At 36.9% G+C, this 25,270-nt stretch carries 17 protein-coding genes; 11 read left to right on the plus strand and 6 right to left on the minus strand.

Annotated elements, in window-relative coordinates; all coding sequences use genetic code 11:
- Nucleotides 1-167: 167 nt before the first annotated feature.
- The 4 genes from ACQKNZ_RS00815 to ACQKNZ_RS00830 all read left to right on the plus strand — a co-directional run bounded on the left by ACQKNZ_RS00815 (nucleotide 168) and on the right by ACQKNZ_RS00830 (nucleotide 7,481).
- Nucleotides 168-3,329, plus strand: coding sequence for an SNF2 helicase associated domain-containing protein (locus ACQKNZ_RS00815; protein ID WP_427657515.1), 3,162 nt, complete (start codon nucleotides 168-170; stop codon nucleotides 3,327-3,329).
- 1 nt (nucleotide 3,330) lies between these two features.
- Nucleotides 3,331-3,453, plus strand: coding sequence for a hypothetical protein (locus tag ACQKNZ_RS00820; RefSeq protein ID WP_427657517.1), 123 nt, complete (start codon nucleotides 3,331-3,333; stop codon nucleotides 3,451-3,453).
- A gap of 136 nt (nucleotides 3,454-3,589) precedes the next feature.
- The gene (locus ACQKNZ_RS00825; protein ID WP_427657518.1) at nucleotides 3,590-5,065 is read left to right on the plus strand and encodes an McrB family protein; all 1,476 of its coding nucleotides are present in this window, start codon (nucleotides 3,590-3,592) and stop codon (nucleotides 5,063-5,065) included.
- Complete coding sequence (locus ACQKNZ_RS00830) at nucleotides 5,034-7,481, plus strand: DUF2357 domain-containing protein (protein ID WP_427657520.1); 2,448 nt, start codon at nucleotides 5,034-5,036, stop codon at nucleotides 7,479-7,481. Before ACQKNZ_RS00825 ends, ACQKNZ_RS00830 begins: the two co-directional genes overlap by 32 nt.
- Before the next feature lie 231 nt (nucleotides 7,482-7,712).
- On the opposite strand, the gene ACQKNZ_RS00835 is transcribed toward ACQKNZ_RS00830, so the two are convergent.
- Nucleotides 7,713-8,585 carry a LysR family transcriptional regulator gene (locus ACQKNZ_RS00835; protein WP_427657522.1) on the minus strand — a complete coding sequence of 291 codons (873 nt, stop codon included), beginning with the start codon at nucleotides 8,583-8,585 and terminating at the stop codon, nucleotides 7,713-7,715.
- A gap of 193 nt (nucleotides 8,586-8,778) precedes the next feature.
- On the opposite strand from ACQKNZ_RS00835, the gene tcuA reads away from it, so the two are divergent.
- From tcuA to ACQKNZ_RS00865, 6 genes are all read left to right on the plus strand, one after another.
- Nucleotides 8,779-10,287: an FAD-dependent tricarballylate dehydrogenase TcuA gene (gene tcuA, locus ACQKNZ_RS00840; RefSeq protein WP_427657524.1), complete on the plus strand. Its 1,509-nt coding sequence runs from the start codon at nucleotides 8,779-8,781 to the stop codon at nucleotides 10,285-10,287.
- 90 nt (nucleotides 10,288-10,377) lie between these two features.
- Complete coding sequence (locus tag ACQKNZ_RS00845; RefSeq protein WP_427657526.1) at nucleotides 10,378-11,409, plus strand: tripartite tricarboxylate transporter substrate binding protein; 1,032 nt, start codon at nucleotides 10,378-10,380, stop codon at nucleotides 11,407-11,409.
- Nucleotides 11,410-11,468: 59 nt separating this feature from the next.
- Nucleotides 11,469-11,924, plus strand: a complete 456-nt coding sequence (locus tag ACQKNZ_RS00850; protein ID WP_427657528.1) for a tripartite tricarboxylate transporter TctB family protein — start codon at nucleotides 11,469-11,471, stop codon at nucleotides 11,922-11,924.
- A gap of 12 nt (nucleotides 11,925-11,936) precedes the next feature.
- Nucleotides 11,937-13,463: a tripartite tricarboxylate transporter permease gene (locus ACQKNZ_RS00855; RefSeq protein WP_427657530.1), complete on the plus strand. Its 1,527-nt coding sequence runs from the start codon at nucleotides 11,937-11,939 to the stop codon at nucleotides 13,461-13,463.
- A 657-nt stretch (nucleotides 13,464-14,120) separates the two neighbouring features.
- On the plus strand, nucleotides 14,121-14,483 hold the full coding sequence (locus ACQKNZ_RS00860) for a hypothetical protein (RefSeq protein WP_144538418.1): 363 nt from the start codon (nucleotides 14,121-14,123) through the stop codon (nucleotides 14,481-14,483).
- Nucleotides 14,484-15,244: 761 nt separating this feature from the next.
- Complete coding sequence (locus tag ACQKNZ_RS00865) at nucleotides 15,245-17,050, plus strand: carbon starvation CstA family protein (RefSeq protein ID WP_427657533.1); 1,806 nt, start codon at nucleotides 15,245-15,247, stop codon at nucleotides 17,048-17,050.
- A 113-nt stretch (nucleotides 17,051-17,163) separates the two neighbouring features.
- Here the strand turns inward: ACQKNZ_RS00865 and ACQKNZ_RS00870 are convergent, their stop codons facing one another.
- The 3 genes from ACQKNZ_RS00870 to ACQKNZ_RS00880 form a co-directional block, all read right to left on the minus strand.
- On the minus strand, nucleotides 17,164-18,813 hold the full coding sequence (locus tag ACQKNZ_RS00870) for a methyl-accepting chemotaxis protein (RefSeq protein ID WP_154311852.1): 1,650 nt from the start codon (nucleotides 18,811-18,813) through the stop codon (nucleotides 17,164-17,166).
- A gap of 19 nt (nucleotides 18,814-18,832) precedes the next feature.
- Nucleotides 18,833-19,810, minus strand: a complete 978-nt coding sequence (locus ACQKNZ_RS00875) for a BMP family lipoprotein (RefSeq protein ID WP_427657535.1) — start codon at nucleotides 19,808-19,810, stop codon at nucleotides 18,833-18,835.
- Between the two features lie 187 nt (nucleotides 19,811-19,997).
- Entirely contained in the window at nucleotides 19,998-20,873 is an 876-nt protein-coding gene (locus ACQKNZ_RS00880; RefSeq protein WP_144538422.1) for an SPASM domain-containing protein, read from the minus strand.
- 171 nt (nucleotides 20,874-21,044) lie between these two features.
- Here ACQKNZ_RS00880 and ACQKNZ_RS00885 point away from each other — a divergent pair, with 171 nt between their 5' ends.
- Nucleotides 21,045-22,043: a Gfo/Idh/MocA family protein gene (locus tag ACQKNZ_RS00885; protein WP_427657538.1), complete on the plus strand. Its 999-nt coding sequence runs from the start codon at nucleotides 21,045-21,047 to the stop codon at nucleotides 22,041-22,043.
- Between the two features lie 187 nt (nucleotides 22,044-22,230).
- Here ACQKNZ_RS00885 and ACQKNZ_RS00890 read toward each other — a convergent pair whose 3' ends face one another.
- Nucleotides 22,231-23,841 (minus strand): glycoside hydrolase family 43 protein, encoded by a 1,611-nt coding sequence (locus tag ACQKNZ_RS00890; protein WP_340862390.1) that lies wholly within the window; start codon nucleotides 23,839-23,841, stop codon nucleotides 22,231-22,233.
- Nucleotides 23,842-24,048: 207 nt separating this feature from the next.
- Complete coding sequence (locus ACQKNZ_RS00895) at nucleotides 24,049-25,245, minus strand: ROK family protein (protein ID WP_427657540.1); 1,197 nt, start codon at nucleotides 25,243-25,245, stop codon at nucleotides 24,049-24,051.
- Between the last annotated feature and the right edge of the window lie 25 nt (nucleotides 25,246-25,270).

The raw sequence follows: 25,270 nt of genomic DNA on the forward strand, positions 1-25,270 counted from the left end.
AAAAACTTACAAGAAATTTTAGAAGCTAAATAAGAGGAGGAAAAGGGTGTCCAACAATGGGCATCCTTTTCTTTTCGTTTAGAAATGGTAAAGGTATGTACAGGACGCACAAACATTCCTATCATGCTAAAATAGAGCTAACAGAAACATAGAAAGGGTTTTAGATGATGAAAAGTACAATAAACGAAAAGAAAATTAAAGAACTATGTGGCATTACTGCTTATAAAAAGGGTAAGGCTTATTTTCTTGCGGATAAGGTACATCTTCATCCTAGCCCGAACAATCAACAGGTGATGGAGGCTACTGTGAAGGCTGGAGAAGATTTCATTGTTACTATAAAAGCTGACTCTGCTGGAGAGGTTGTAGCAACTTGTACATGTCCCCCAGTAGGATTCATTTCCACCTATTGTCAGCATATTGCTGCTGTTCTAATTGCAATTGAAGAGAAGCAACGAATAGATAATTATTTGGCAGAAAAAATGCTGAATTTGTTTGAAAAAAAGACATCGCCACCTATAGGTAAGCAACTACATTTTGATGAAAGAAAGATTTTGGAGATGGAGTTTACTTGCTGTTCAGTACCCTTGGATGATGAAGCATATGGATTCGGTATACAGTTAGCTATTGGTCTCGAATCCTTTCATGAAATCAAGCAAGTAGCGAAGTTTTTAAACGAGATGGAAAGAAGAAGGCCTTTCGAATATTCTACAGGCAGCTTCTACTCACCGGAAATTTATAGCTTTTCAAAGGAAACGGATGAGGTACTTCAATTACTAATGAAAAGTCAGCGCTTAAATAGTAAGGCTAATATACAAGAGGATATCTTACTTATCTCGGTATCGGATTGGGAACGACTCCTACCTTTACTTGTAAAAGCACCAAGGGTCAAGTTTCTGCATAATGATCTATATTATGAAGGTATTCAGCTTGGACAAGAGCTGCCTATTCGTTTTGAATTTGATGAAGCGAAGAAGCCTGATTATCAGTTAAACGTAAAAGGTCTAGATTTAGTGACTGTTTTCCGATCTTACGGCTATGCCTTCTCCAAGGGGGTGCTGTATAAACTTCAGCCAGAGGAAGCAAGCAGACTCGCTGAACTCAAAAGCATGCTGGATCAGTCCGGGAAGCACGAGCTAGTTATTCTTGAGAAGAATATAGACCATTTCATGAAAACAGTCTTGCCGGGCTTGATGAAGCTTGGTCAGGTATATATAGCGGAGCCTATTTCCAAAAGGATGGGTGAGACACCACTCAAGGCCAAGTTATTTTTAGATAGGGTAAAAAATCGACTGCTAGCAGGCTTAGAATTCCATTATGGCCATCTGCTAGTCAATCCCTGTGAAGAAACAGAGGAATCCTTTACTCATTTTCCTGGAGTGCGGCGTCAAAGAGAAAAGGAGCTTGAAATCATGAAGCTCCTATTGGACTGTGGGTTTACCCAAACACCAGGGGGATTTTTCTTGATGGATGAGGAAGACGAATATAACTTCCTATACTATGTACTGCCTAACGTGGAAAAATGGGTGCAGGTATATGCTTCTACTGCTGTAAAGATACGAGTTATAAAAGAATATACGGGTCCGAAGATAAGAATTGAGATGAAGGAAAGAACAGAATGGCTAGAGTTTCGGTTCGAGCTGGATGGTATAAAAGAAAAAGAAATTCAGCACCTTATGACAGCCATTGAAGAGAAAAGAAAATTTTATCGAATACCAAATGGCAATTTAGTATCGCTTGAAACACCCGAATTTTTGGATCTCGCAAGATTCATGGAGGATATGGAGATAAGCAGTGAACATTTCCGAGAAGGAATGAAAGTTCCACTCCTAAAAGGAATGCAAATTGCACAGTCGTTGAGTCATGGAGATTTACTAGAGCCTGGTTTACAATTTGCGAAGCTTCTAAAAAACTTAAACGACCCTGCAAATTTAGAAGAGAATGTGCCAACAGGGTTAGAAAATGTACTACGAGATTATCAAAAAGCAGGATACAGATGGTTTAAGCTTATGGCATCCTATGGATTTGGAGGTATACTCGCAGACGATATGGGCCTGGGAAAAACGCTGCAAAGCATTGCTTTTATAGAATCAGTGCTACCTGAAGTTCGGGCACGGAAGCAACCAATATTAGTAGTATCCCCAGCCTCACTGCTTTATAACTGGACAAACGAGTTAGAGAAGTTCGCATCCCATATAGATGCACGAATTATTGACGGTAGTAAGGCGGACAGAAATACAGCATGGCTCACTGCAACAGATGCGGATGTCATTGTTACCTCCTATCCTACATTGAGAATGGATACTGACCGTTATCGGGATATGTTCTTTCATACGGTGTTTTTTGATGAGGCACAAGCATTTAAAAATCCTATGACGAAGACGGCTAGGGCGGTAAAAATGCTGCAGGCCAAGCATCGATTTGCACTTACTGGAACACCGATAGAAAATTCCTTAGACGAGCTATGGTCTATTTTCTACGTAGTATTTCCTGGTCTATTGCCAAACAGAAGAGAATTCAGTGAAATGAGAAGAGAGCATATAGCGAAGCAGGTTCGCCCATTTATATTGCGTCGTATGAAAAAAGATGTTTTAGAAGAGCTGCCTAAGAAAACCGAGATGGTTATCTACTCCGAGCTTCAGGTGGAGCAGAAAAAGCTTTATGCAGCTCATTTGGCAGAGCTAAAGCATGATGCTCTGAAGCATTTGAAGAAAAAAACCTTTCGAAAAAATCGTATCAAGTTTCTAGCGGGACTCACAAGACTTAGACAGTTATGCTGCCACCCAGCCCTATTTGTTGAAGGCTATGAGGGTAGCTCGGCAAAGTATGAACAACTGATGGAGATTCTAGAGGATTGTCGTATGACCGGTAGACGAGTGCTTGTCTTCTCACAGTTTACTCAAATGCTAGCAATCATTCGCAGACAGCTTGTCAAACAGGGTGCACCTTACTTTTATATAGACGGACAAACCCCTCCAGTTGAACGTGTCAGTCTATGCGAACGTTTCAATAACGGTGAGGGTGACTTATTTCTCGTGTCATTGAAGGCAGGGGGTACTGGTCTCAACCTTACTGGAGCAGATACGGTTATCCTGTACGATTTATGGTGGAACCCAGCTGTTGAACAGCAGGCTGCTGACCGCGCCCACCGTATGGGACAAACAAATGAGGTTCAAGTCATTCGACTAGTTGCGAAGGGTACCATTGAAGAGAAAATAACCCAACTTCAACACAGAAAACAAAGTCTAATCGAGGAAGTTATCTATTCTGGACAGGATGTTTTGGCAGGGATGAGTGAAGAGGACATTTTGGAGGTGCTGATGGGGGAATGAGATGATTGAAGATCGAGTAGATAATTTTTCGTTCTCCAATTTAACTGATACCCTTTACCAAATGTTCACGATTGATATTCAAGTATATAAATACCTCATCGTTACTTTAGATTTCGACTTTTGAAAAGCATAAATCTATCCATAGATATGGATATTTGTGAAATACTCAATCTTATCTTATAATTTCTAGATTAGATGATGATGTAAAATAAATTATAGAAATTCAGCTGTTAAAAGTAAACGGTAAAGGGGTTCTCAAATTGATAGAAGATGTAGTTTTAATAAAAATTAATAAAACATACAGAGATAATATGTCGCCCGAAGAGTTGTTTAAAACCACAAGTAAAAGCTGGGTCGCTAGCTTTCAAAAAACCTCGACTCGAGAACTAAAGTTTTACTGTCCGGTATATAAAAACAAAATTATTGAAGTATATGACTTTTTGGGGTTCCATGAGGAGCTTCCCCAAAGAAAACCTTCAAGATATATACTTGAAGGTAAAATTAGTTCAACAGAAATGAGAGAAAAATTGGTAGATTTAGAAGTCAGTAAAATACATAAAGGGAGTGGCAATCCAATCAAATACACCAGTCTAAATAAGTTACTGAATTTAGATGGATCAGAAGAACATATAGAGGAAAATCCACTTATTAAAGATATTTATCAGGATGATTTAGTAACGCAAATTTATAATTTTATTATTTCAAAAGGATTTTCCTACTCTTTAGATAGTATTAAAAATCTCTACTTATCCATACGAAGTAAACCTTTTGTCATTATCTCAGGCATCTCTGGAACAGGTAAAACAAAAATTGTTCAGTTGTTTGCAGAAAGTATGGGGGCAACAGAAGAGAATAGCCAGTTTAAACTTATCCCAGTTAGACCTGATTGGAGTGATAGTGCAGAGCTACTTGGATTTGAGGATTTAAAAGGGGATTTTCAAAAAGGACCTTTGACTAAGATTATTGAACATGCACAGGCTAATCCTGATTTGCCCTATTTTGTTTTGTTGGATGAAATGAACTTGGCTAGAGTAGAGTATTACTTTAGTGATGTATTAAGTGTGATGGAGAGTCGAAGACGAGAGGGAGAGAATATAATCTCGTCTTTATTGGTCGATGAGAAGTATATAAAAGGCCTACGTATACCTAATAATTTATACATTCTTGGAACAGTAAACATGGACGAAACTACTCATCCATTTAGTAAAAAGGTGTTGGATAGGGCTAATACTATTGAATTCAATGATATAGAATTGAATAGCTTTAATTTTGTAGAAAGCCAGGAAGAAGTCGAGAAGATAAGAGTGTCTAATGAATTGTTAGAGGCTAGTTTTATTTCAATTAAAGATATTTATTCAGACCACATGCAATTAGTTGTTGATGTTTCTGCGCTCATATCCAAGATTAACAAACACTTAAAGTCGATAAGTGCTCAAGTAGGTTATCGTGTACGAGATGAAATATGTTTTTATATGGCCCATAATGCTACAAGCAAATTATTAGAAGAAGATAAAGGATTGGACTACTGTATTATGCAAAAAATTCTACCACGTATTTTAGGCAGTGATGATAGAGTAGCTGACGTACTAGAAAAGTTATATCAAGAATTTGTAGGCATTCCTTATGATGATGATAATTTACAATCTTCAAGTAAATATCCGAAATCTACTCAAAAAGTTATAGAAATGTTAGAGAGGTACCGTAATGATGGCTTTACTTCCTTCTGGATCTCTTAAAGAAAAAGAATTAGTTGTTATAGAAACGGGAGATCTCACTTGTATTATAAAAGGTAAAGCCGAACATCCCAAGTACAATAAATTGCACCAACATATGCCCTTTAAAGTAGAAGATGCTATGCAATTTCAGTGTAGAGCTAATGGAGAAGTAAAAATAGAAGTATACGATGTTTTAACTCAGCAGCTCGTACCTTATGAAGAACAGGATTTCCTTCCTATTTTTTTTGAAAATGGTAGATATGAGATTATAATCATTCCAAATAATAAGGAAAGTCTAATTTTTTATCATGAGTATCCAGAGTTTAGAGAAGCGATAGGTCAGATCTCTAGAGGTAATATTCTCACAGGAACATTACATTTTCAAAATGAAGTGGGATTAACTTCTTTTGAAGTGCGCGATGAGAAGAACAACGCTCTTGTTGAAGTGATGCTAGAAATTTATCCTACCAAACTAGACTATAAAAAAGATTACAAAGCTCTATTAGACGAAGTGAATGAAGAAGTCTATAACCTTGCCTATCATTTTATAAAGAGAACCTATTTACAAGCTAGTGCTAAAATCTATAAAGAACCCTCCTTGGCTGAATTTTACCGGCTAGTAGACCGACATTATAAACAGTATATTAGAGCAATCGATCAAGTGGAAAAAACATCCCACCACCAGCTTATAAAAACCTATAAAGAGGTAAGAGGAAATTGTCTTAGAAGACAAGATCAAAAGTCGTTAAATTATTTAAGAAAAAATGCAGACAAGTTTATAGATATATCCAATGGGTTTGCAATTGATGGTAGAAACATTTTGCCTATAAAAGGTCTGTTGATAAAAAAAGAGCATACTATGGATACCCATGAGAACAGATATGTAAAGTGGACTATGCTAAGAATAGGTGCACGATTAAAAAATCTCAAGGAGATAGTGTCTACATCAAATAAATGGGGAAATAACAAAGAAGACAATGAACTTATGCAACGATTGGATAAAATGATTGAACAAGTTGAAAAAAGACAAAAAAGACCATTTTGGAGGAAAGTGGGTAAACTAGACCGATCTGTAATGAATATGGTTTTACAAATGGCACCAGGCTACCGAGAAGTTTTACAAGTTTATACTATAGTTAGTAAGAGCCTTGTGCTGCAGGGAAGTATCTATAAAATGTCTATTAAAGATATTGCTACACTCTATGAATACTGGACTTTCTTGAAGTTAGGACAAATATTAGCGCGAAAATGTACACAAATAAGTCAAGATATCGTAAAAGTTAATCGAGATGGATTATTTGTTAACTTGGACAAGTCAAAAAGGGCTGAACGTAAATATATTCACCCCGTAACGGGTGAAAGAATTACGTTGAGATTCCAATATGACACTAGTACCGCAAACAACCGAGTCCCTACTGTCCAACAGAAACCTGATTCGATGCTTAGCATTAGCAAGAATGGGAAGAGCCATGAGTATCAGTATATATTTGATGCGAAGTATAGATTAGACTTGGAAACTGATCGTACGCCAGGACCTATGCAAGAGGATATTAACACAATGCATCGATATAGAGATTCCATTGTTGTAAATACAGGAGAAAGATATGAACGTACTGCTTTTGGTGCCTATGTTTTGTTCCCTTGGAGAGAATGGGAAGAATATCAAATACATCGCCTGTATCAAAGTATAGATCAAGTGAATATTGGTGGCCTACCGTTTTTACCTAATGCAACAGAACTAGTTGAACGATTTATTGATAATTTATTAAACAAGAGCGCGGAACAACTTCAACAAGAAGGAATTCTTCCTAAGGGAACTGAAGTGAGTGAAAATAATCTTTATTCAACAGATTATGTCATGATTTGTCGTGTGAACAAAATGAATAATCTCATGATATTAAAAGAAAGACAATATAGTATTCCATTGGATAGCTTAGATTCAAGTTGGCAAAAAATCAATTACATCTCTTTGTTGGAAGAAGGAACTGGCCAAATTATTGTGTATGCTAGGGTTGTTCAAATGAAAATTGAAGGGGAAAATCTATTATTTACACTAGCCGAGGAGAATAAGACTTCTATTATTTGCAATGAATACCTAGTGAACAATCATGCTATGTTTTACAGTAACTCCTTTCTCTATGCAAAACACCTCACAGATTTCTATAAAAAAACGAGAGAAGAAGAAATTCTTTGGAGACTATTAAATCGCATTTCGAACGAAGTAAAAATTGAGTTAGATAGTCTATATGTTGATAAAGCAAAGAAAATACTTGCTTATCGGTTTAAGAATTATGATCTAGAAATTGATAGAGATGCGCGTAATTTTTATTTCAGTGGACCAGGCTTTAGAGAGCGGTTTAACCTGGATTTAGTAGTAGATAATGAGACATACGTTTTCAAGCGCCTAGCAGAATGCATATATCCAGAAACTATCTGAAAAGTGCAACCTGAGAGGATGTTTAATCCAACAGGTTGACACTTTTTTATTTATTTTAAATTAACTTAGAACATTATCTATATTCGATAAGTGATTCTTTGTTCACGAACTAAATCAAATTATCTACTCTTTCCTACTAGAATTCTTCTGTGTATTATGTAATAGATTCGTAAATCACTATATTCACTGGCATTATAGTGGAAAAAGGCTAAGATATTGCTACAAAAAGATTCATAATACCACTTTCTGTTTTATTTCAGTTAAAAAATGGATAAATGCTTTTACTTGGGCTAGCTCTAACGTAACATCTCTATAAAATAACCAAGTATTGCGGGTCAGAAAACGATTGTTGTCTATTTTAATAGGTGACACACACAACAGGTCATTTTCTTGGATACAAATTTCTGGTAAAATGGCATACCCGAGCCCGTTTAGGACTAGCTCCTTGCAAGTATCAATTCTATCAACCTCCATGGAAATCATTGGTGGTTTCGTATAAGTTTCCTGCCACCAATTATCAATGGTATTTTTTAAGGATGGATCTGTTTTGTAATTTACTCTTGGAAGAGAAGGAAGATCTTTAAAATCTATATTCCTACTAGATGCTATGCAAATTTTTTCTTCTCGTAATAATATTTTATGTTCCTTCCAGCTATAATCTCCTCTTACAATTCCAAGATGTGCCTCTTCTTTTTGCAGCATCTGCTGTATCTCGGTACTCCAGCCTGTTTTCAAATTGACATCAACTTGCGGGTACTCCTTTAAAAAATCTTTTAATAATGAAGGAAGCTCAAATCGGGCAAACAATCCAGAAACGCCCAATCTAAGCGTACCTTTCACTGCTTCATCCATATTAGTAATATGTTCTTTTGTATGGCGAAGCTGATAAATCATTTGATTTGCATATTGAACAAGGTATTCCCCCTTTACGGTAAACTCCACCCCTTTTTTTCTTCGAGAAACAATCTTTGTGCAGAATTCTTTTTCTAATTGTTGGATTCGATACGTTAATGCAGGCTGAGAAATATAGAGACGCTGGGCAGTTCTTGTTATATTTCTTTCATCGTGAAGTGTAGTTAATATATGCCAATCTTTTTCGTCCAAATATAACTAACTCCTCTCTCTTTTAAAAAGAATTTTCAATTTATTCTAACATTAAATGTTATGTAAATCACATATATGGCGCTCTTATAAGATTTTTCTATGAAGAAAAATAGAAAAGTAATATTATTATTTTCTGAATTTTATATTTATTATATTTTTTAAGATTCATTATAACTTATTAGGAGGAATTAGCATGTCTCATACACATAATTATGATGTTGTAGTAGTAGGAGCTGGAAATGCAGCTTTATGTGCAGCAATTGCAGCGAAGGAGGGTGGCGCCAGTGTCCTGGTTTTAGAAAAAGGATCAATAGAAAAACGCGGAGGTAACTCTTATTTTACTGATGGAGCGATTCGAGTTGCCTACAATAATTTAGACGCTATCAGAAAAATAATACCCAAATTGACAGACGATGAGGCAGCAAATATTGTGATGCCAGAGTACACGGAACAAGATTATTATGATGACTTAATGCGAGTAACGAGTGGGGAAAGCGATCCTCAACTAGGTCAACAGCTTGTTTCCAAGTCCTATGACACAATTGCATGGATGCAAAATCAAGGTATTAACTTTGAATTGAACTATGATAATCAATCTTTTCTACAAGACGGCAAACGACATTTTTGGGGGGGTTTGCCGATTAAAACAGAAAACAAAGGCGTTGGATTAATAAAGAAGCTTTTTGAAAGAGCTCAAGAGCTTAGTATTGAGATTTGGTATGATTCCCGTGCTATAAAATTAAATAAAGAAGATGAGCAAATTACAGGTGTTGTTGTGCAAAAAGACAATGAATCGATTACTGTAAATACATTTGGTGTGATTTTAGCGTGTGGTAGCTTTGAGGCCAATAAGAATTGGAGAAGTGAGCATATTGGGGAAGAATGGGAAGCCGCCATTGTTCGTGGAACTGAATTCAATACAGGTGATGGTATTACGATGGCTTTAGAAGTAGGAGCACAAAAATATGGGGAGTGGGAAGGCTGCCATTCAATTGGTACAGATTATAATGCTCCCAAAGTAGGTGACTTTGCAAAACCCGGCGATATTTTTAAAAAGCACTCTTATCCATATAGCATCATGCTAAATAAAGAGGGAAAGCGTTTTGTTGATGAGGGAGCAGATTTACGAAATTATACGTATGCCAAATATGGTCGTGAAATACTGAAGCAACCTGGCCATGTCGCATATCAACTCTATGATGCGCAGGTTAGACCTATGTTAAGGAAAGAATACGATCTGGAAGAAGCTACTTTTTTTCAAGCGGATACTTTAGAAGAACTAGTAAATTTGTTACCAGTGGATAAAAAGCAATTTTTAGATACGGTGAGCGAATACAATCGAGCAGTAGAGGAAGGCGAATACAAGCCAGCGGAGAAGGACGGGAAGGGAACGAAGGGAATTACCCCTCTTAAATCCAATTGGGCACTTCGAATAGAACAAGGTCCGTTCTATGCTTTTCCAGTTACGTGTGGCATCACTTTTTCGTTTGGCGGACTACACGTAGATACGACAGGTCATGTATTAGATGCAAGAGAAGAGCCGATAAATGGACTTTTTGCAGCAGGTGAAATGATTGGTGGAATCTTTTACGAAAACTATCCTGGCGGGTCAGGTTTAATGTCGGGTGCTGTATTTGGGAAGTTGGCAGGAGCATCAGCAGCTAATTATATTAATAGGGAAAGAACAGAATTAGCCAAATAGCATATATTCTCCTCGTGTCTGGAAGCCGAGGAGAATTCATTTAAATAAAAATGTAGGCGCTTTCATACTATTCGAAGAGGTGAAGAAGTTATGAAGAAAACTGCAAAATGGAAAGGTGTTTTGGTAGGGATTGCATTAGTTTTGACTTTAGCGGGTTGTAGTGGGAATGGAAATAATACTGCGAGTGGAGCTGGAAAAAGTAATGGAACTTATCCAGAGAAACCAATTGTTGTTGTAGCACCGTCAGGTCCAGGTGGAGGCTGGGATCGGACAGCAAGGACCTTTTCAAAGGTGATGGCGGAATCTAAATTATTGGATAAGACGATGACAGTTGAAAACAAACCCGGTGGCGGAGGAACAGTATTTATTGCTAGTTATGCCACACAAGATGTTAAAAACGATTATAAACTATTTACTGGCTCCCCTCCTGTATTAATAAATAATTTAAAAAAGGAAGGTAATAGTCCTTTTGGACATAAAGATACAACACCTCTAGCTCAATTGACGAAAGACTATGGATCCATTGTTGTTAGGTCAGATTCTAAGTATAACGACCTCCCAGCTTTATTGGAGGATTTAGAAGAGGATCCAACTTCCGTAACATTCGCTGGAGGATCGGGACCAGGATCCATGTATCATTTAGTCTCTATTTTACCAGCGTATAAGTCTGGAATTGATCATAAATCTATAAAATATGTTTCGTATGATGGCACCGGTGAAGCAATGACGGCTTTACTAGGTGGTAATGCTGGAGCTATTGCAACAGATGCATCATCTGTCATAGAGTATGTAAAGGCAGGAAAAGTAAAAGTACTAGCAGTGGCGGCACCAGAGCGAATAGAAGGAGAGCTTAGTGATGTGCCGACTATGAAAGAGTTAGGTATAGATGCAGAATTTATGATTTGGCGAGGGATATTCGGACCAAAAGAGATGAGTGAGGAAGCGCTTAGCTTTTGGGACGATAAAATTCAGCAAATGGTAGAAACAGAAGAGTGGAAGAAATCAATGAAAAGCGCTGGGTGGGAAAGTGATTATAAAAACTCAAACGATTTCAAATTATTTTTAGATGAGCAAAGTAATCAAATAGCTGAACTGCTTCATGCGCTTGATATGGCTAAATAATCATGCAGAGGGAAAGAGAGTATCTCTTTCCCCTAATTTTTTTCGGAGGTGATGGCAAAGTGAATCTAAGTTTTGATCGTATGATAAGTATTTTATTTTTACTTATAGGGGGTGCATTTATAGCTGGAAGCTTAAAAATTCCAGAAACAGCTTATGGGAGTAATGTAGGACCAGACGTATTCCCAACAGCCTTAGGGGTAATATTAATTCTCCTTAGCTTTCGTCTCTTTTTTGAAACTTGTAATCATTCTTCTGAGAAAATTCAAAAAGTAAAAATAGAATATAAAAGGTTTTTAATTATTTTTGTCTCTGCTATCTTATATGTCTTGTTGCTTGAAAAGTTAGGATATGTAATTACTACATTTTTATTTTTAGTCATTGGATTTCAGGTAATGGAAAAGGGTGGTTGGCTTAAAACTATCCTAATAGCTGGAGGGTTTTCTCTTGGAATATATTTTGTGTTTGTGAAATTATTAGAAGGTTCTTTACCAGAGTTCCCAACAATTTTTTATTGAGAGGTGATAATAGTGGAAGCACTACATTTTCTTGCTGATGGATTTTCGGTTGCGTTTCAATGGCATAATCTACTATTTGCATTTTTTGGAGTATTGATAGGGACAGCAGTTGGAGTACTGCCTGGAATTGGCCCTATGAGCGGGGTTGCCTTATTAATCCCGGTCACGGCCACTATTACAAGCGGGCTTGACCCACAATCTGCCGCTACTAGTTCTATAATTATGTTAGCAGGAGTTTATTATGGAGCCATGTACGGTGGTTCTACGACATCTATTCTTTTGAATACACCAGGTGAGTCGTCTTCTGTTGTAACGGTATTGGATGGATACCAGATGGCGAAGAACGGTCGGGCCGGGGCTGCTTTATCCATTGCAGCTATCGGATCTTTTATTGCTGGGATTGTTTCATTAATCGGTCTTGTGCTTCTTGCAGAACCATTATCCGACATTGCATTAAAGTTTGGGCCAGCTGAATATTTTTCTTTAATGTTATTAGGCTTGTGTGCGGTTAGTGGACTTGCTGGCAATTCAATGACAAAATCTCTTATGATGACAGTATTGGGATTATTGTTAGCTACGATAGGGATAGATGCAGTGTCTGGAGTTGGCCGTTTTACATTTAATAATCCTAATTTATATTCAGGTCTTGAATTTTTAACAATTGCGGTAGGGTTGTTCGCACTTGGAGAAGTATTTAAAACGATAATAGAAAAAGATAACGAGGGTACTGAAATAATAAAAATAGGTAGAATCCTTCCCACTCGAAAGGATTTAAGAGATAGCTCAGGTGCAATTACTCGTGGATCGTTATTAGGCTTCTTTATAGGAGTTCTGCCTGGTGCAGGAGCAACGTTGGCATCTTTTTTCTCTTATATCATGGAGAAAAAAGTAAGCAAAAATCCACAGAAGTTCGGAAAAGGTGCAATTGAGGGAGTGGCAGCACCAGAATCTGCTAATAACGCTGCATCTGGTGGAGCTTTAATACCTTTATTAACTCTTGGAATACCGGGATCCGGTACTACTGCTATTTTGATGGGAGCATTAATCATGTATGATGTTCAGCCAGGTCCACTTCTATTCGACGATCATCCACAAGTAGCATGGGGGTTAATCGCTAGTATGTTTTTAGGAAATATTATGCTTCTAGTACTTAACATGCCTCTAGTAAAGGTATTTTCAAAAATTATTGAAACACCTAAGAAATATCTTCTGCCAAGTATTATTGCAATTTCAATCTTTGGTGTCTATGCGGTCCAATACACGGTGTTTGATTTAATGTTACTTCTCTTTTTCGGAGTGGTAGGTTACTTTTTTGCAAAGAACGATTATCCACTTGCTCCTCTAGTATTAGGTTTAGTACTCGGACCAATGATTGAAAACAATATGAGACGTGCGTTAACAGGCTCAAATGGTGACTTCATAGTCTTCTTACAGAGTCCTATTTCTCTAGTATTTCTAATTTTTGCTGTTCTTTGGGTAGTAATACCAATGATTCTGAAAATGAGAGGGAGAAACTTAGTTACCAATGAAGAAGGATGAGAAGTAGTCAGTCGAAATTAAATTTCGGCTGTTTTTTTTATTAAGCTTTGTTAAAGTTATTGGTTGATTTTGACTTGTAAACATTACAAAGGGAAAATTCAAATGACTATTATGAACATTAATAGACTAAGAAAATGGGATGGAGTTAGTTTTCCTGCTTTTTTTATGTGAGTTAATTTCATAAATAGAGCTTTATGTATGAAATAAATGCGTTCTCCATTTATTGAATGGAGTGATTACGGCGACTCCAACGGGATGAGGGAGACAGATAAGACATCACAACCACGCGCGTAAGCGATGGATGATGGCTTATCGTTCACCCCGCGGAAAGCGTCGGGCTGTCGCGGAAATCAATTCTACTCTCTGATTTAGAGATTTATTTGCATCATAAATCAACCCTAGCATTTAACATAGCCTTTAATTAAGCTATACATTAGTAGTTAAATTTCTATTCCAAATGTTATTATCTGTTATCTTTATGAAAAAAAGGGTATTAGTTAATATAATAAAACTTTGTAATTAAAAAGAGATAGTATTTTAGTGGTAATTAATGGATGTTAAAGATGGTGAATCATATATCTGTAATAGTTGGTTATACTTCTGTACACAGAGATTTTACAAAGCTGTAAGTTTATAGCTAATCGAGAGGTGATTAAAATGCGAAAATCATGGATGGTTCTAGTGATATGCTGTATTTTACCGATCATTACAGGCTGTACGGAATATGACCAAATGACTGTACAAAGCGAAGTGATACAAGTCCATGCAGATAGCCCAGCGATGTTGATTGCAAATGGCAATAGATTTACTGAGGTTAGAGAATCTGCTGGGAGTGAATTTACCATTGGAGAAAAGGTTGGAGAAGTACAAGAAAAAGTTGCTTCAGACGTTGTACCAAGCAGCGACTATTCTTCAAATGCCTTAGAGGTTGGTACTGAGATTTATTCTATTCTTGAGGATCCTGATATCTTTCTTGCAAAGGTTTCTGGAAGTAGCTATATGATTTATATTAGTGAATAAGGTTGAAAATAGTTTTTTGAGTTAGTGGAAATAATGTTTTAAACTGAATTGTTCAAAGACAAGGTAAAAGGATAATAATTTAGAGAAGAATACTCTCTAATGGTTAACTTTTACCTTTTACTATTCGTTAAAATAGAACGTATGTGTGGTATAATAAAGAGATAATAGTGCGGTAGCTCAAGGGTGGTTGGCTCACTCCCGATAGGAAGGGGGTGGTGCCTTGTCGGTATTCGAAGCATTAATGTTCGCAGTAGCATTCGCAACATTGGTCGTTGTAATACTGTCATTTAACCATAAAAAATAACCCATCCTTGAGTTGAGAGCTCTGATGGGTTAATCCTTTTACCAGCCAATCCCTTTGGGAACCAACTATTATATTTGGCTGATTGATGCACTAACATCAATCAGTCTTTTTTAATGTACTCAGTAGTTACTTTAAGTATACGTTTGGACAAAATTCTTTTCAAGTAGTTAGGTTCCATTAAAGTAACGTCCTCTTTTCTTAAAAATCACGATAAACTATGATTTCAATAGACTTAACCAAACAAATGAATCCTCAGTTTTTCTTGTTCAGATCTATAAATAATTATCAACAATAATCATTTAGTTATTATTTCATGGTTTTTTTCTATTATTTATTCATGTATTATATAAATAATTGAAATTTATATATATTTATATAATTCAATTTATTATACGAATTTATCATTCTCTTTTTTAGTATGATTATTGTAGATTAATAGGATGGAGGAGAAAAAATAATGAATGCGGTTACTATAGTAATTGGATCTATCTGTATTTTATTAATAGCTTATCGTTTGTATGGCACATTTATGGCTGCAAAAGTATTAAAATTAGATGATTCCAAACCAACCCCGGCACATGAACTGGAGGATGGGAAAGATTACGTACCCACGAACAAATGGGTCACGTTTGGTCACCATTTTGCTGCGATTGCTGCGGCGGGACCATTAGTTGGACCGATATTAGCGGCACAGTTTGGTTATTTGCCTGGCTTGCTTTGGCTTCTAATAGGTGCGGTGATAGGGGGAGCAGTTCATGACATGGTTGTGCTATTTGCATCCATGCGTCAGGATGGGAAATCATTATCTGAAATTGCGAAAAAAGAGCTCGGTCCTGTGGCAGGCTTTTGTGCAGGATTAGCAATGCTATTTATTATTACGATAACGATGGCGGGTCTTTCTTTAGTCGTGTTGAGCGCATTAGAGAGAAATCCGTGGGGAACCTTTGCAGTAGGAATTACAATTCCCATTGCAATGGCAGTTGGGTTGTACCATAAGAAAACAGGAAACTTGAAAGTAGCTACGATCGTAGGCTTTGGACTTATTATGGCGGCTATTATTTGGGGACCTAATATTCAAGGAACTGCATTTGGTGATTTCTTAACATTAGAAAAGAGTACAATCGCTTTAGCTTTACCAATCTATGCATTTTTTGCAGCAGCTCTACCAGTTTGGTTATTGCTAGCACCTCGCGATTATTTAAGTACTTTTATGAAAATTGGTGTTTTTGCAGCATTAATCATTGGTGTGTTCTATGTAAACCCAGCAGTTCAATTTCCTGCTTTAACAGAGTTTATCAATGGTGGTGGTCCAATTATTGCGGGACCGGTTTGGCCATTCGTTTCCATTACAATTGCTTGTGGAGCGATATCAGGGTTCCACGCATTCGTTGGTTCAGGGACAACTCCAAAAATGATTAATCGCTGGAGCGACATTAAAGGGGTAGCCTTTGGCGCAATGCTTGTAGAGTGTTTAGTTGCAATTATGGCTTTGATTGCTGCTGTATCATTAATGCCAGGAGATTATTTTGCTATAAACTCCACACCAGAGAAATACGCTACATTAGGAATGGAAACAGTTCATCTAGATAAGCTTAGTGAGGAAATTGGAATGGACTTGGAAGGAAGAACAGGCGGGGCTGTTACGCTTGCTGTAGGTATGACGTATATCTTTACAGAAATTCCTATCTTTGAAAAAATGGCCTCTTATTTTTATCAATTTGTTATCCTCTTTGAGGCAGTCTTCATCCTAACGGCGATCGACTCGGGAACACGAGTTGCTCGTTATCTGATCCAAGACTTCGGGGGGACATTCTTTAAACCTTTAAAAAGGACGGATTCGTTATGGGCAAATATTTTTGCCAGCGCCTTAGCGTGCTTTTTATGGGGCTATTTACTTTATTCCGGTGATATTAGTTCGGTTTGGGCACTATTCGGAGTATCTAACCAGCTGATGGCTTCTATTGGTTTAATAATAGGAGCAACTATTGTACTAAAGGTTGCAGATAAACGATGGTATATACTTACATGCCTGATACCTCTTTCTTATCTGTATGTCACTGTAAATGTAGCGGGGTATTGGATGGTAAAAAATGTGTACTGGAATTCAGACAATCCTGGATTTAGCTTTTTAAATGGGACACTGTCTGTAATTATGCTAGTCCTTGGTTTTATTATACTCGTAACCTCTATCCGGAAATGGGTTGAACTTTGGAAAATACCACAGAAAAAGTTAGTTGAACTTGCCGAGAAGGGTGCCGTCTAATTAATATAGAGAGGCCTTAAATGAATAAGTAACATTTTAAATTACTAACCCATCCGAGTGTTTATCGGATGGGTTAGTGCGTGTTGGTCATTTAATGTTGCTGCATTTGATAGTTACACTGTAAATTTAGAAATTTTTATCTGTAAATCTTCTGCAAGATTTGCTAAGGAAACAGCTGCTGCAGTTACTTCTTCCATAGAAGCTAATTGCTCCTCGGATGCAGAGGCTACAGATGCAGAATTGTCTGATGTCACTTTTGTTGCTTCGGACATTTCTTGTGCTCTTGTAGTAACTTGAGTAACCTGAGTTTGAATTTTGTTGGAGATCAGTGAGATATTACTTACTTGGTCTTTAACTTGCTCAACAGCTGTTAGGATATCATGAAATGTCACCTTCGTTGAATGAGCAATCCTTATACCAGATTTAACTCTTTCCTTTGCATCATTAATGGATTGAATGGTTTTTTTGGTGTCACCCTCAATCTCAACAGCAATACCTGTAATATCTGATACAGATTTTCTTGTTTGTTCGGAAAGCTTTCTCACTTCACCAGCCACTACGGCAAATCCTTTTCCTGCTTCACCAGCTCTGGCTGCTTCTATCGCTGCGTTTAATGCAAGTAGGTTCGTTTGCTCTGCGATATCTGTTATTAATTTTAATACATGTACAATTTCGGCTGTTCGATTATTAAGGATGACAAGTGCGCTATCCGTATCTTCTACAGCCTCGCTTATACGATTCATTTGTGTAACGGTTTCTGACACAAAATTTGAACCCTCTATAGTCATTTGATTCGTAGAAATGGTTAGTTGTAAAGCTGAGTTAGCCTGTGCTGCAATATGTGTTATTTCAACTGAGCTTTCTTCAGCTGAAACAGCAGATTCGTCTGAAATACGTTTCTGATGTTCGGTATCATCTGACACTTGTTGAATAGTAGTAGAGATTAATTCGGTACCCTTCATCGTTTCATCGGCACTAGCCATCAATTCTTCGGCTGAAGCTGCAACTTGGTTGGAGCTATCTGAGACATGAGAAATGATTTCTTTTAAATTTAAAGTCATTTTCTCAAAAGCTACTTGTAATGTAGCTACTTCGTCACGAGAATGGATTTTCTTCATATCAACTACTAGATTCCCGTTTGCGATTTCTTCTGCATTTTTAGTAATTTGTTTAATTGGAGAAACAATGCGATTTGTGAAAAATACAACAATTGCGATACTACCTATTAATAAAATCAATGCTAAAGCAATAGAAATACTTATGATACTATCTATTTTTGCATGCAAATACATTTGCATGTCCGTATATTCTTTGTTTATATTTCTTTTTAGTTCTATGACGTCATTTATTAACCCTTTTGTTCGTAGAGATTGACGTTTGACCTCGGCTTGATTGTTATTTGTAATAGCAGCTTCTGTCTCTTTTAAGACTTCATTATATTTCTTAGATATTTGTTGAGAAATATCTATTTGTTTTTCACTAGTCAAACTAGGAGTTAATATATCGTAAGTGGATTGGATAGAGTCTAAGTCTACCTGTATATCATTTTTATTGCTCTCTGATGTGTTGAGAGAATATGCACTTAATGATTTTTGTAAGCTTTTGGTTGAGCTATTAAGTTCCTCTACATTAAGAAGTGTTTGAACAATTGTCTCCGTAGAAGCATTTAAAGATTTTAACTGAATAATATTAAAACCGATAATGCAAGTGGAGAGCATTAAGGGAATAATGGAAATGAGTAATATTTTTTGTTTAAGTTTCAATCTATCGTCACCTTAATTTCTATTTTAATATTGTAATATTCCCATTTGAAATTTCTTCTCGTAATTTCTTCAATCTTTCCTCTTCAGTAGGTGAAAGGTCGATAATGCGAATAGATGCAATATCTACACCGTTCTCTTTTAAACCTAATTCACTATTCTTGTTAGCAATTTTTCCGGATTCAACAATTTCTTTTACAGTATTAAATATTACTTGATCCACCTGTTTAATCATGGAGCTGACAACTGCTTTTTCAGCTAAGTAAAACTGATCACTATCTACACCGAAAGAATATGTACCTAAACGTTGGGATTCATTTATAACGCCTACACCAGTAAATCCTGCAGCGGGATAGATAAAGTCTGCTTTATCTGCGATAAATTGCTCAGCGATTTTTTCTCCTAATTTATCGTCATCATAAGTATTGGCATACTGGCTTAGTATTTCTGCATTAGGGTTTTCAGATTTAACTCCCTCGATAAAGCCTTTTTCAAATTTTTGTATGAGAGGATTGTTTTCTCCACCGACGAACCCAACTACGTTAGTCTTGGTTTTCATACCAGCTAGTGCGCCTATTAAAAAAGAAGCTTCTTCTTCTTTGAAAGTAATATTATAAATATTAGGAAGATCTGACTGAGAGTCAATTAATAAAAAAGTCTTGTCAGGATACTTTTTTGCTATTGTTTCCATAGGTTCTAGCATAGAGAATCCTAAACCAATGATTAAATCATTCTCTTGTTTTACTAATTCCTCTAAACCATTTTCATAGGTTTCACTATCTTGGATTTCTCGATAATCAAAAGAAATATTTAATTCATCTCGTGCCTTTTCAAGACCCGCAAATCCTAAATCTGAAAAAGATTGGTCGCCTAAACCAGCTTCTGAAAGCATGATACCTATTTTCATTTGGTTGCTTTGATTGTCTATTTGGGAACTCGAACAAGCAGTTATCATGAGACTAAAAATTATTATACTTATAATAAGGATAATTTTATTCATTAAATCAATTCCAATCTTTATTTATTGTCACTAAGAAGATATCGTCCGGATTTGATATTTATTTATATATATTAAAATAGTAACTTTAGTTGAAAAATTCTATTACTTCTATATTTAAGACAGATAAAAACCCATCGGAGACAATTCTCGATGGGCTGCTACTTATTTCTTATATAGATGAACAAAATTAAACCCCAAATCTCTGTCTATATCCACATTTTCTGCACATTTCTTCAACGGCTTCTCTTCTTGTGAATCCATCATAAAGTGCATTTGCTCGTTCACTTTCAATGATTTCGGAGAAGGGGGTTTTATTGACATTGCCTAGGTTAATGACACCTTCACCGTCTAAACAACACGGGACAACTGTTCCGTCTACTAAGATGGCGGCTTGGCTACGAAGGGCGTGGCAGAATCCTTTGCCATCGTCCTCAGGGGCTTGAAGGCTTGGCCATTGAAATTCATGGTCTTGGTTTAGGAAAACGTTTGGTGCAATTTTAATCCCTTTGCCTGGCTGTACCTTTTCTTCGATCTTGAAGTCTAGGTTATATTCGTTTTCTAGAATTTCTAAGGTTTCACGATTTCTTCGTTGTACCAGATCAGACACCTGATCTTGTTGGAGATTCCATAAACGATAGGAAATGATAGTATTATGCTCTCTCGAATCACGAACAAATTCAAGAATATCTCCTAGGTACTTTTCTCGATTCTCAGATCCCTCATGGCCATCAAAGCTGTGAAGAGAGAAGTTTATTTGGCGTAGCGCAGGTTTTCCTAATAATTTCTCTCGGTTCTTCTTAATAAGTGTCCCGTTTGTAGTAATATTCACTTTAAACCCTTTGGCATGAGCTGCGTCTAGAAGCTGGTCAATTCTAGCATGGAGCAATGGCTCTCCTTTAACATGCAGGTAAATATATCTCGTATGGTCCTTTATCTGATCAAGGATGTTATTAAAAGCATCCAATTTAATGATGTTGGCCTTGCGGGCAGTTGGTGGACAAAAGCTACATGCAAGATTACAAACACTTGTAATTTCAATATACATTTTCTTAAAAGTTTTCAAGTTTTCTTCACCGTTCCAGTTCTATTTGATAAACAACTATACTCATTTTAACAGAAAAAGAATTTAGGGGAGGGCTTTCTAAAAGTATATTTTTGTGAAGGAGGAAAATACTCAGACTTTGCCGAACAAAGCATTATGAAATACTCTATGAAATACAAGGAGGCGAGTACAGTGGCGAACAAAATTCGTTGGGGAATTTTAAGTACAGCAAGAATTGCGCAAGAGCAGCTTATTCCGGCTATCAAAAGGGCGAGCAATGCTGAATTGGTAGCTATTGCGAGTAGAGGAAGTAATGTTCACGATGTGGCGAGAGCTTTAGATATTCCTATTGCTTATGAAAGCTATGAGGAGCTTCTCGCTAATCCAATGATTGATGCGGTCTATATTCCGCTACCTAATCATTTGCATAAGGAGTGGGTATTTAAATCAGCTAAGGCAGGAAAGCATATACTTTGTGAAAAGCCGATATCTCTTACAGCAAAAGAGGCGTCAGAGATGGTAGAAATTTGTATGGAACAAAATGTGAAATTCATGGAGGCTTTCATGTATCAGCTCCATCCACAGCATAATCGTGTGAAAGAACTGATTTCATCTGGTGCGATAGGAGAAATTAAACTAATCACATCAAGTCACTCATTTTATATGGGCAATCGTAAAAGCCAATTTAGAATGAATAAAGAAATGGGGGGAGGCAGTCTATTTGATGTGGGCTGTTATTGTATTCATGCAATCCGATACATGGCGGATGCAGAACCAGTGAAGGTCCATTGCTTGGCAGATCTAGATAGTGAAACCGAAGTCGACATAAGTGCTTTTGGAACTTTACAATTAGATAATGGTATTCATGCTACCTTCAATTGTAGCTTTGACATGGCAGGAAGAAATGAATATGAAATAGTGGGATCTTTAGGGACGATTAAAGTACCATTCGCATTTCGGCCAGACCAGAATGGTGGTTTAGGAAGAATTTTAATCCAACAACATGACATGACACTAGAAGAAAGTATACATGGTGACCTCTACCGTATAGAAGTGGAACATTTCTCGGATGCCATCTTAAACAACACAAACCCCGAAGTGACTGGGGGATTTAGTGTGGAGAACATGCGAGTGATAGAAGCTTGTCTGGAATCTATTAAAACGGGTGAAGTGATAGAAATAATAAGATAAATTATATTTTATTTATGGAGTGCTATATGAGGGGTATTAAAGGACTGCTAGTACAATTCATCACCTAAAAAAGCACCGCAATTGCGGTGCTAAGAATTTTTATATTTTAGTGACTACTAAATACACTTGGAAATAGACAATTTATTCGTTATCAAAGCCTTCTTTCATTTAGAAGGCTTTTTCAATGTTATTCTGTTTCTTTATAGATAAAATAATCAAAATCGGCAGGCAGACTTTGCCCCGAAGTATCCTGACACTGCATACCGACAAATGCACCGGTAAAGAAGCCGCCACCTTGAATATAGTCATCGGATAATTTATGTGAAGCAAATGGAATAGGGATTAGTGTCCAGCTTTCGCCATTATATGAATACGAATATTCGTAAATAGACGTCTTAACATCTACTCGTAGATATATATATTCCAACTCTTCAGGAATAATAATTTCTCTTCCTTGGAGCGGTTGGTCAAACACAAAGTTATCGCATGTACTTAACTCAAGAATTCTTCCCTTTTCCTCATGCCACGAAATCTGAAGTGCTGTCCAGTTTTCCGTATTATAGTAATTAACAAGACCAGCCGATTGCTGGAAGCTATTCGGGTTAAAGGCTACTTTTGTTTCTGCAGTGAAGTTAAAGTGTTGCCAACGTCTTGCTATAAACGCTTGTGTAAATTTTGATGTTAATGATTCCTTCCCGTAAAGCCTTAAATGGCCGGGGTTATCTTTTAATGAAACAATATGTTCTCCAAGTGGTATACGCAGTGATTGGAAATGATTATTTAAGCGTTCGCCATTAAAATTGTCCTTCTCCTCAAAATCTTTTTCCCATGCTACTTCTTCAATAGCTGGCCCTTCAATTTCAAGTGATGGTCCGTTACCATTAACGACATAAGGCCAATCATTCTTCCACTCTAATCTTTGAATGGCCGTCTCTCTTCCCAGTGGACAATATCCTCGTGGATCGAGTAATGGCTGGTTATCTTTTGGTAGTGGTCTGCCAGTTAAGTGAACTAAAAACCATTCATCCGTATGGGTGTGAACGATAGAAGCATGACCAGACTTTTGTAAAGGATTTCGTGGATAGGGAAATGAAGTTATTAACGGATTATCCGGATGTACCTCGTAAGGCCCCTCTAATTTTTTCGAACGTGCAATAGTTGCAGCATGGTCGTATTTTGTGCCACCTTCTGCAGTCAATAAATAATAATAGTCATTGATCTTGTAAAGGTGAGGGGCCTCTACCAACTTAATATCTGTTCCTTTAAAAATAATAGTAGACTCCCCAACTAGTTTTTGCTGCTTTACATCATATTCCTGAAGTTCAATACCATAAAAATTATGATGGTGAAGACGGTGATCCCATTTCATATTTACTAAGTACTTTTTTCCAGATTCATCATGGTATAAGGATGGATCAAAACCAGAACTGTTCAGATAGATAGGCTCTGACCATTCTCCGTCAATTTTGTCGCATGTAACAAGATAGTTATGGCAATCCTTCCATTGTCCCTCTGTGACTTTTACATCCGTGAAAATTAGCCAAAACTGGCCATCACTGTAGGATAATGCAGGAGCCCAAACACCACCGGAGTTAGGATTCCCCATCATATTCAATTGACTAATACGATTAAGAGGACGGGAAGCTAAACGCCAATTTTTTAAATCCTTTGAATGATAAATACCAACACCGGGGAACCATTCAAATGTAGAAACGGCAATATAATAGTCTTCCCCAACTCTGCAAATACTTGGATCTGGATTAAACCCGGGTAAAATGGGATTTCGTATAGTTGTCAATTGTCATCATCCTTTGCATCCGATTATTTTTTGTCTACTTCAAGCTTGTGTAGTTTCTATACAATACATTTGAAGATAGACTTCGCAGTATTGATGTCTCTTCTAATAATCTCGAAATAAATTTTCCAATATACCAATACATTTAACACTAGAAAAAATAAAACGGCAAGTCATAATTTTTAGATAATTTTAAAACTAGTAAAGCTTTTATTCTAATGTATTATCTTGTTGGATACTGACACTCAAAAAATTTTCAATGGAAAAAGCAGCAACCCCTAGAGCAGTAGATCGTGTCGAGAGCTCTGAAAAATCGATTTGCAAATCATTTTGTTGGAACCATAAAGCTTGATTCGAGACTCTCTTGTTTAACGAGTACTTTAACCATTTTTCAGAGTAAGCTAAACGGTTACCGATGATTACTTGTTGTGGGTTAAAGATATTAATAATGTTATTAATACCGATACCTAAATAGTCTCCCGTCTGTTCAAACAGTTTAATGACCTCGTCATTTCCACTCTCTGCTAGGTTTACTAAACCTTCTAAGTCTTGCGTATCAGAAGGAATATCCAATTTCTCAGCATGTCTAATGAGAGCTTGTTCTGAAGCATATAACTCCCAGCAACCCTCGTTTCCACAGCGACATTTAGCATCCCCTGCTTGGATGGTCATGTGACCTAATTCACCAGAGAATCCATTAAATCCTTTATAAAGGGAGCCATTGAGTATTAACCCAACACCGATACCTATACCAGCACTCACGTATATGACGTTTTCAAAATCTTTACCTGCACCGAAATGTTTTTCCCCGTATGCTCCGGCATTGGCTTCGTTTTCTATGATAATTGGAAGATTATATTTTTCTTCTAGTACCTCTTTCAGGTTTACATTTCTCCAGTTTAAATTCGGTGCTAGTAGAATGTTACCATCCTTATCCACAATCCCAGGTACGCCAACACCGATTCCTATAACGCCATGAGGACATTCAGGAGTGGCAGTGAGGAGGAATTCTATTGTTTCAAATAACTTTATCTCAATCTGTTCATAGGATAAATTCTTAAATGTTATTTGCTTCTCTTTGTGAATATTTCCGTTAAGGTCTGTTAGCACGCCAAGTAAATAGTTAACACCTATGTCTATTCCGATGGAGTAACCTGCTTTTTCATTGAAAAGCAACATAACTGGTCTTCTTCCACCACTGGATTCTCCAGGCCCAGATTCATAGATGAGATGTTCGTCTAGTAAATCATTTACTAAAGATGACACAGTTCCTTTGTTTAATCCGACCTGACTTGCAACAGAGGCCCTGGAGATAGGGGAATTGTATTTTATTTTATCTAGAACTAGCGATTTGTTCCCTTTTTTCACCACATGATGATTCCATGTTTGGTTAGCACTCAGTTTCATCCTATTCAGCTCTTTCTATATCATT

The organism is Psychrobacillus sp. NPDC093200, assembly GCF_050280345.1.
GTDB classification, from domain to species: Bacteria; Bacillota; Bacilli; order Bacillales_A; family Planococcaceae; genus Psychrobacillus; species Psychrobacillus faecigallinarum.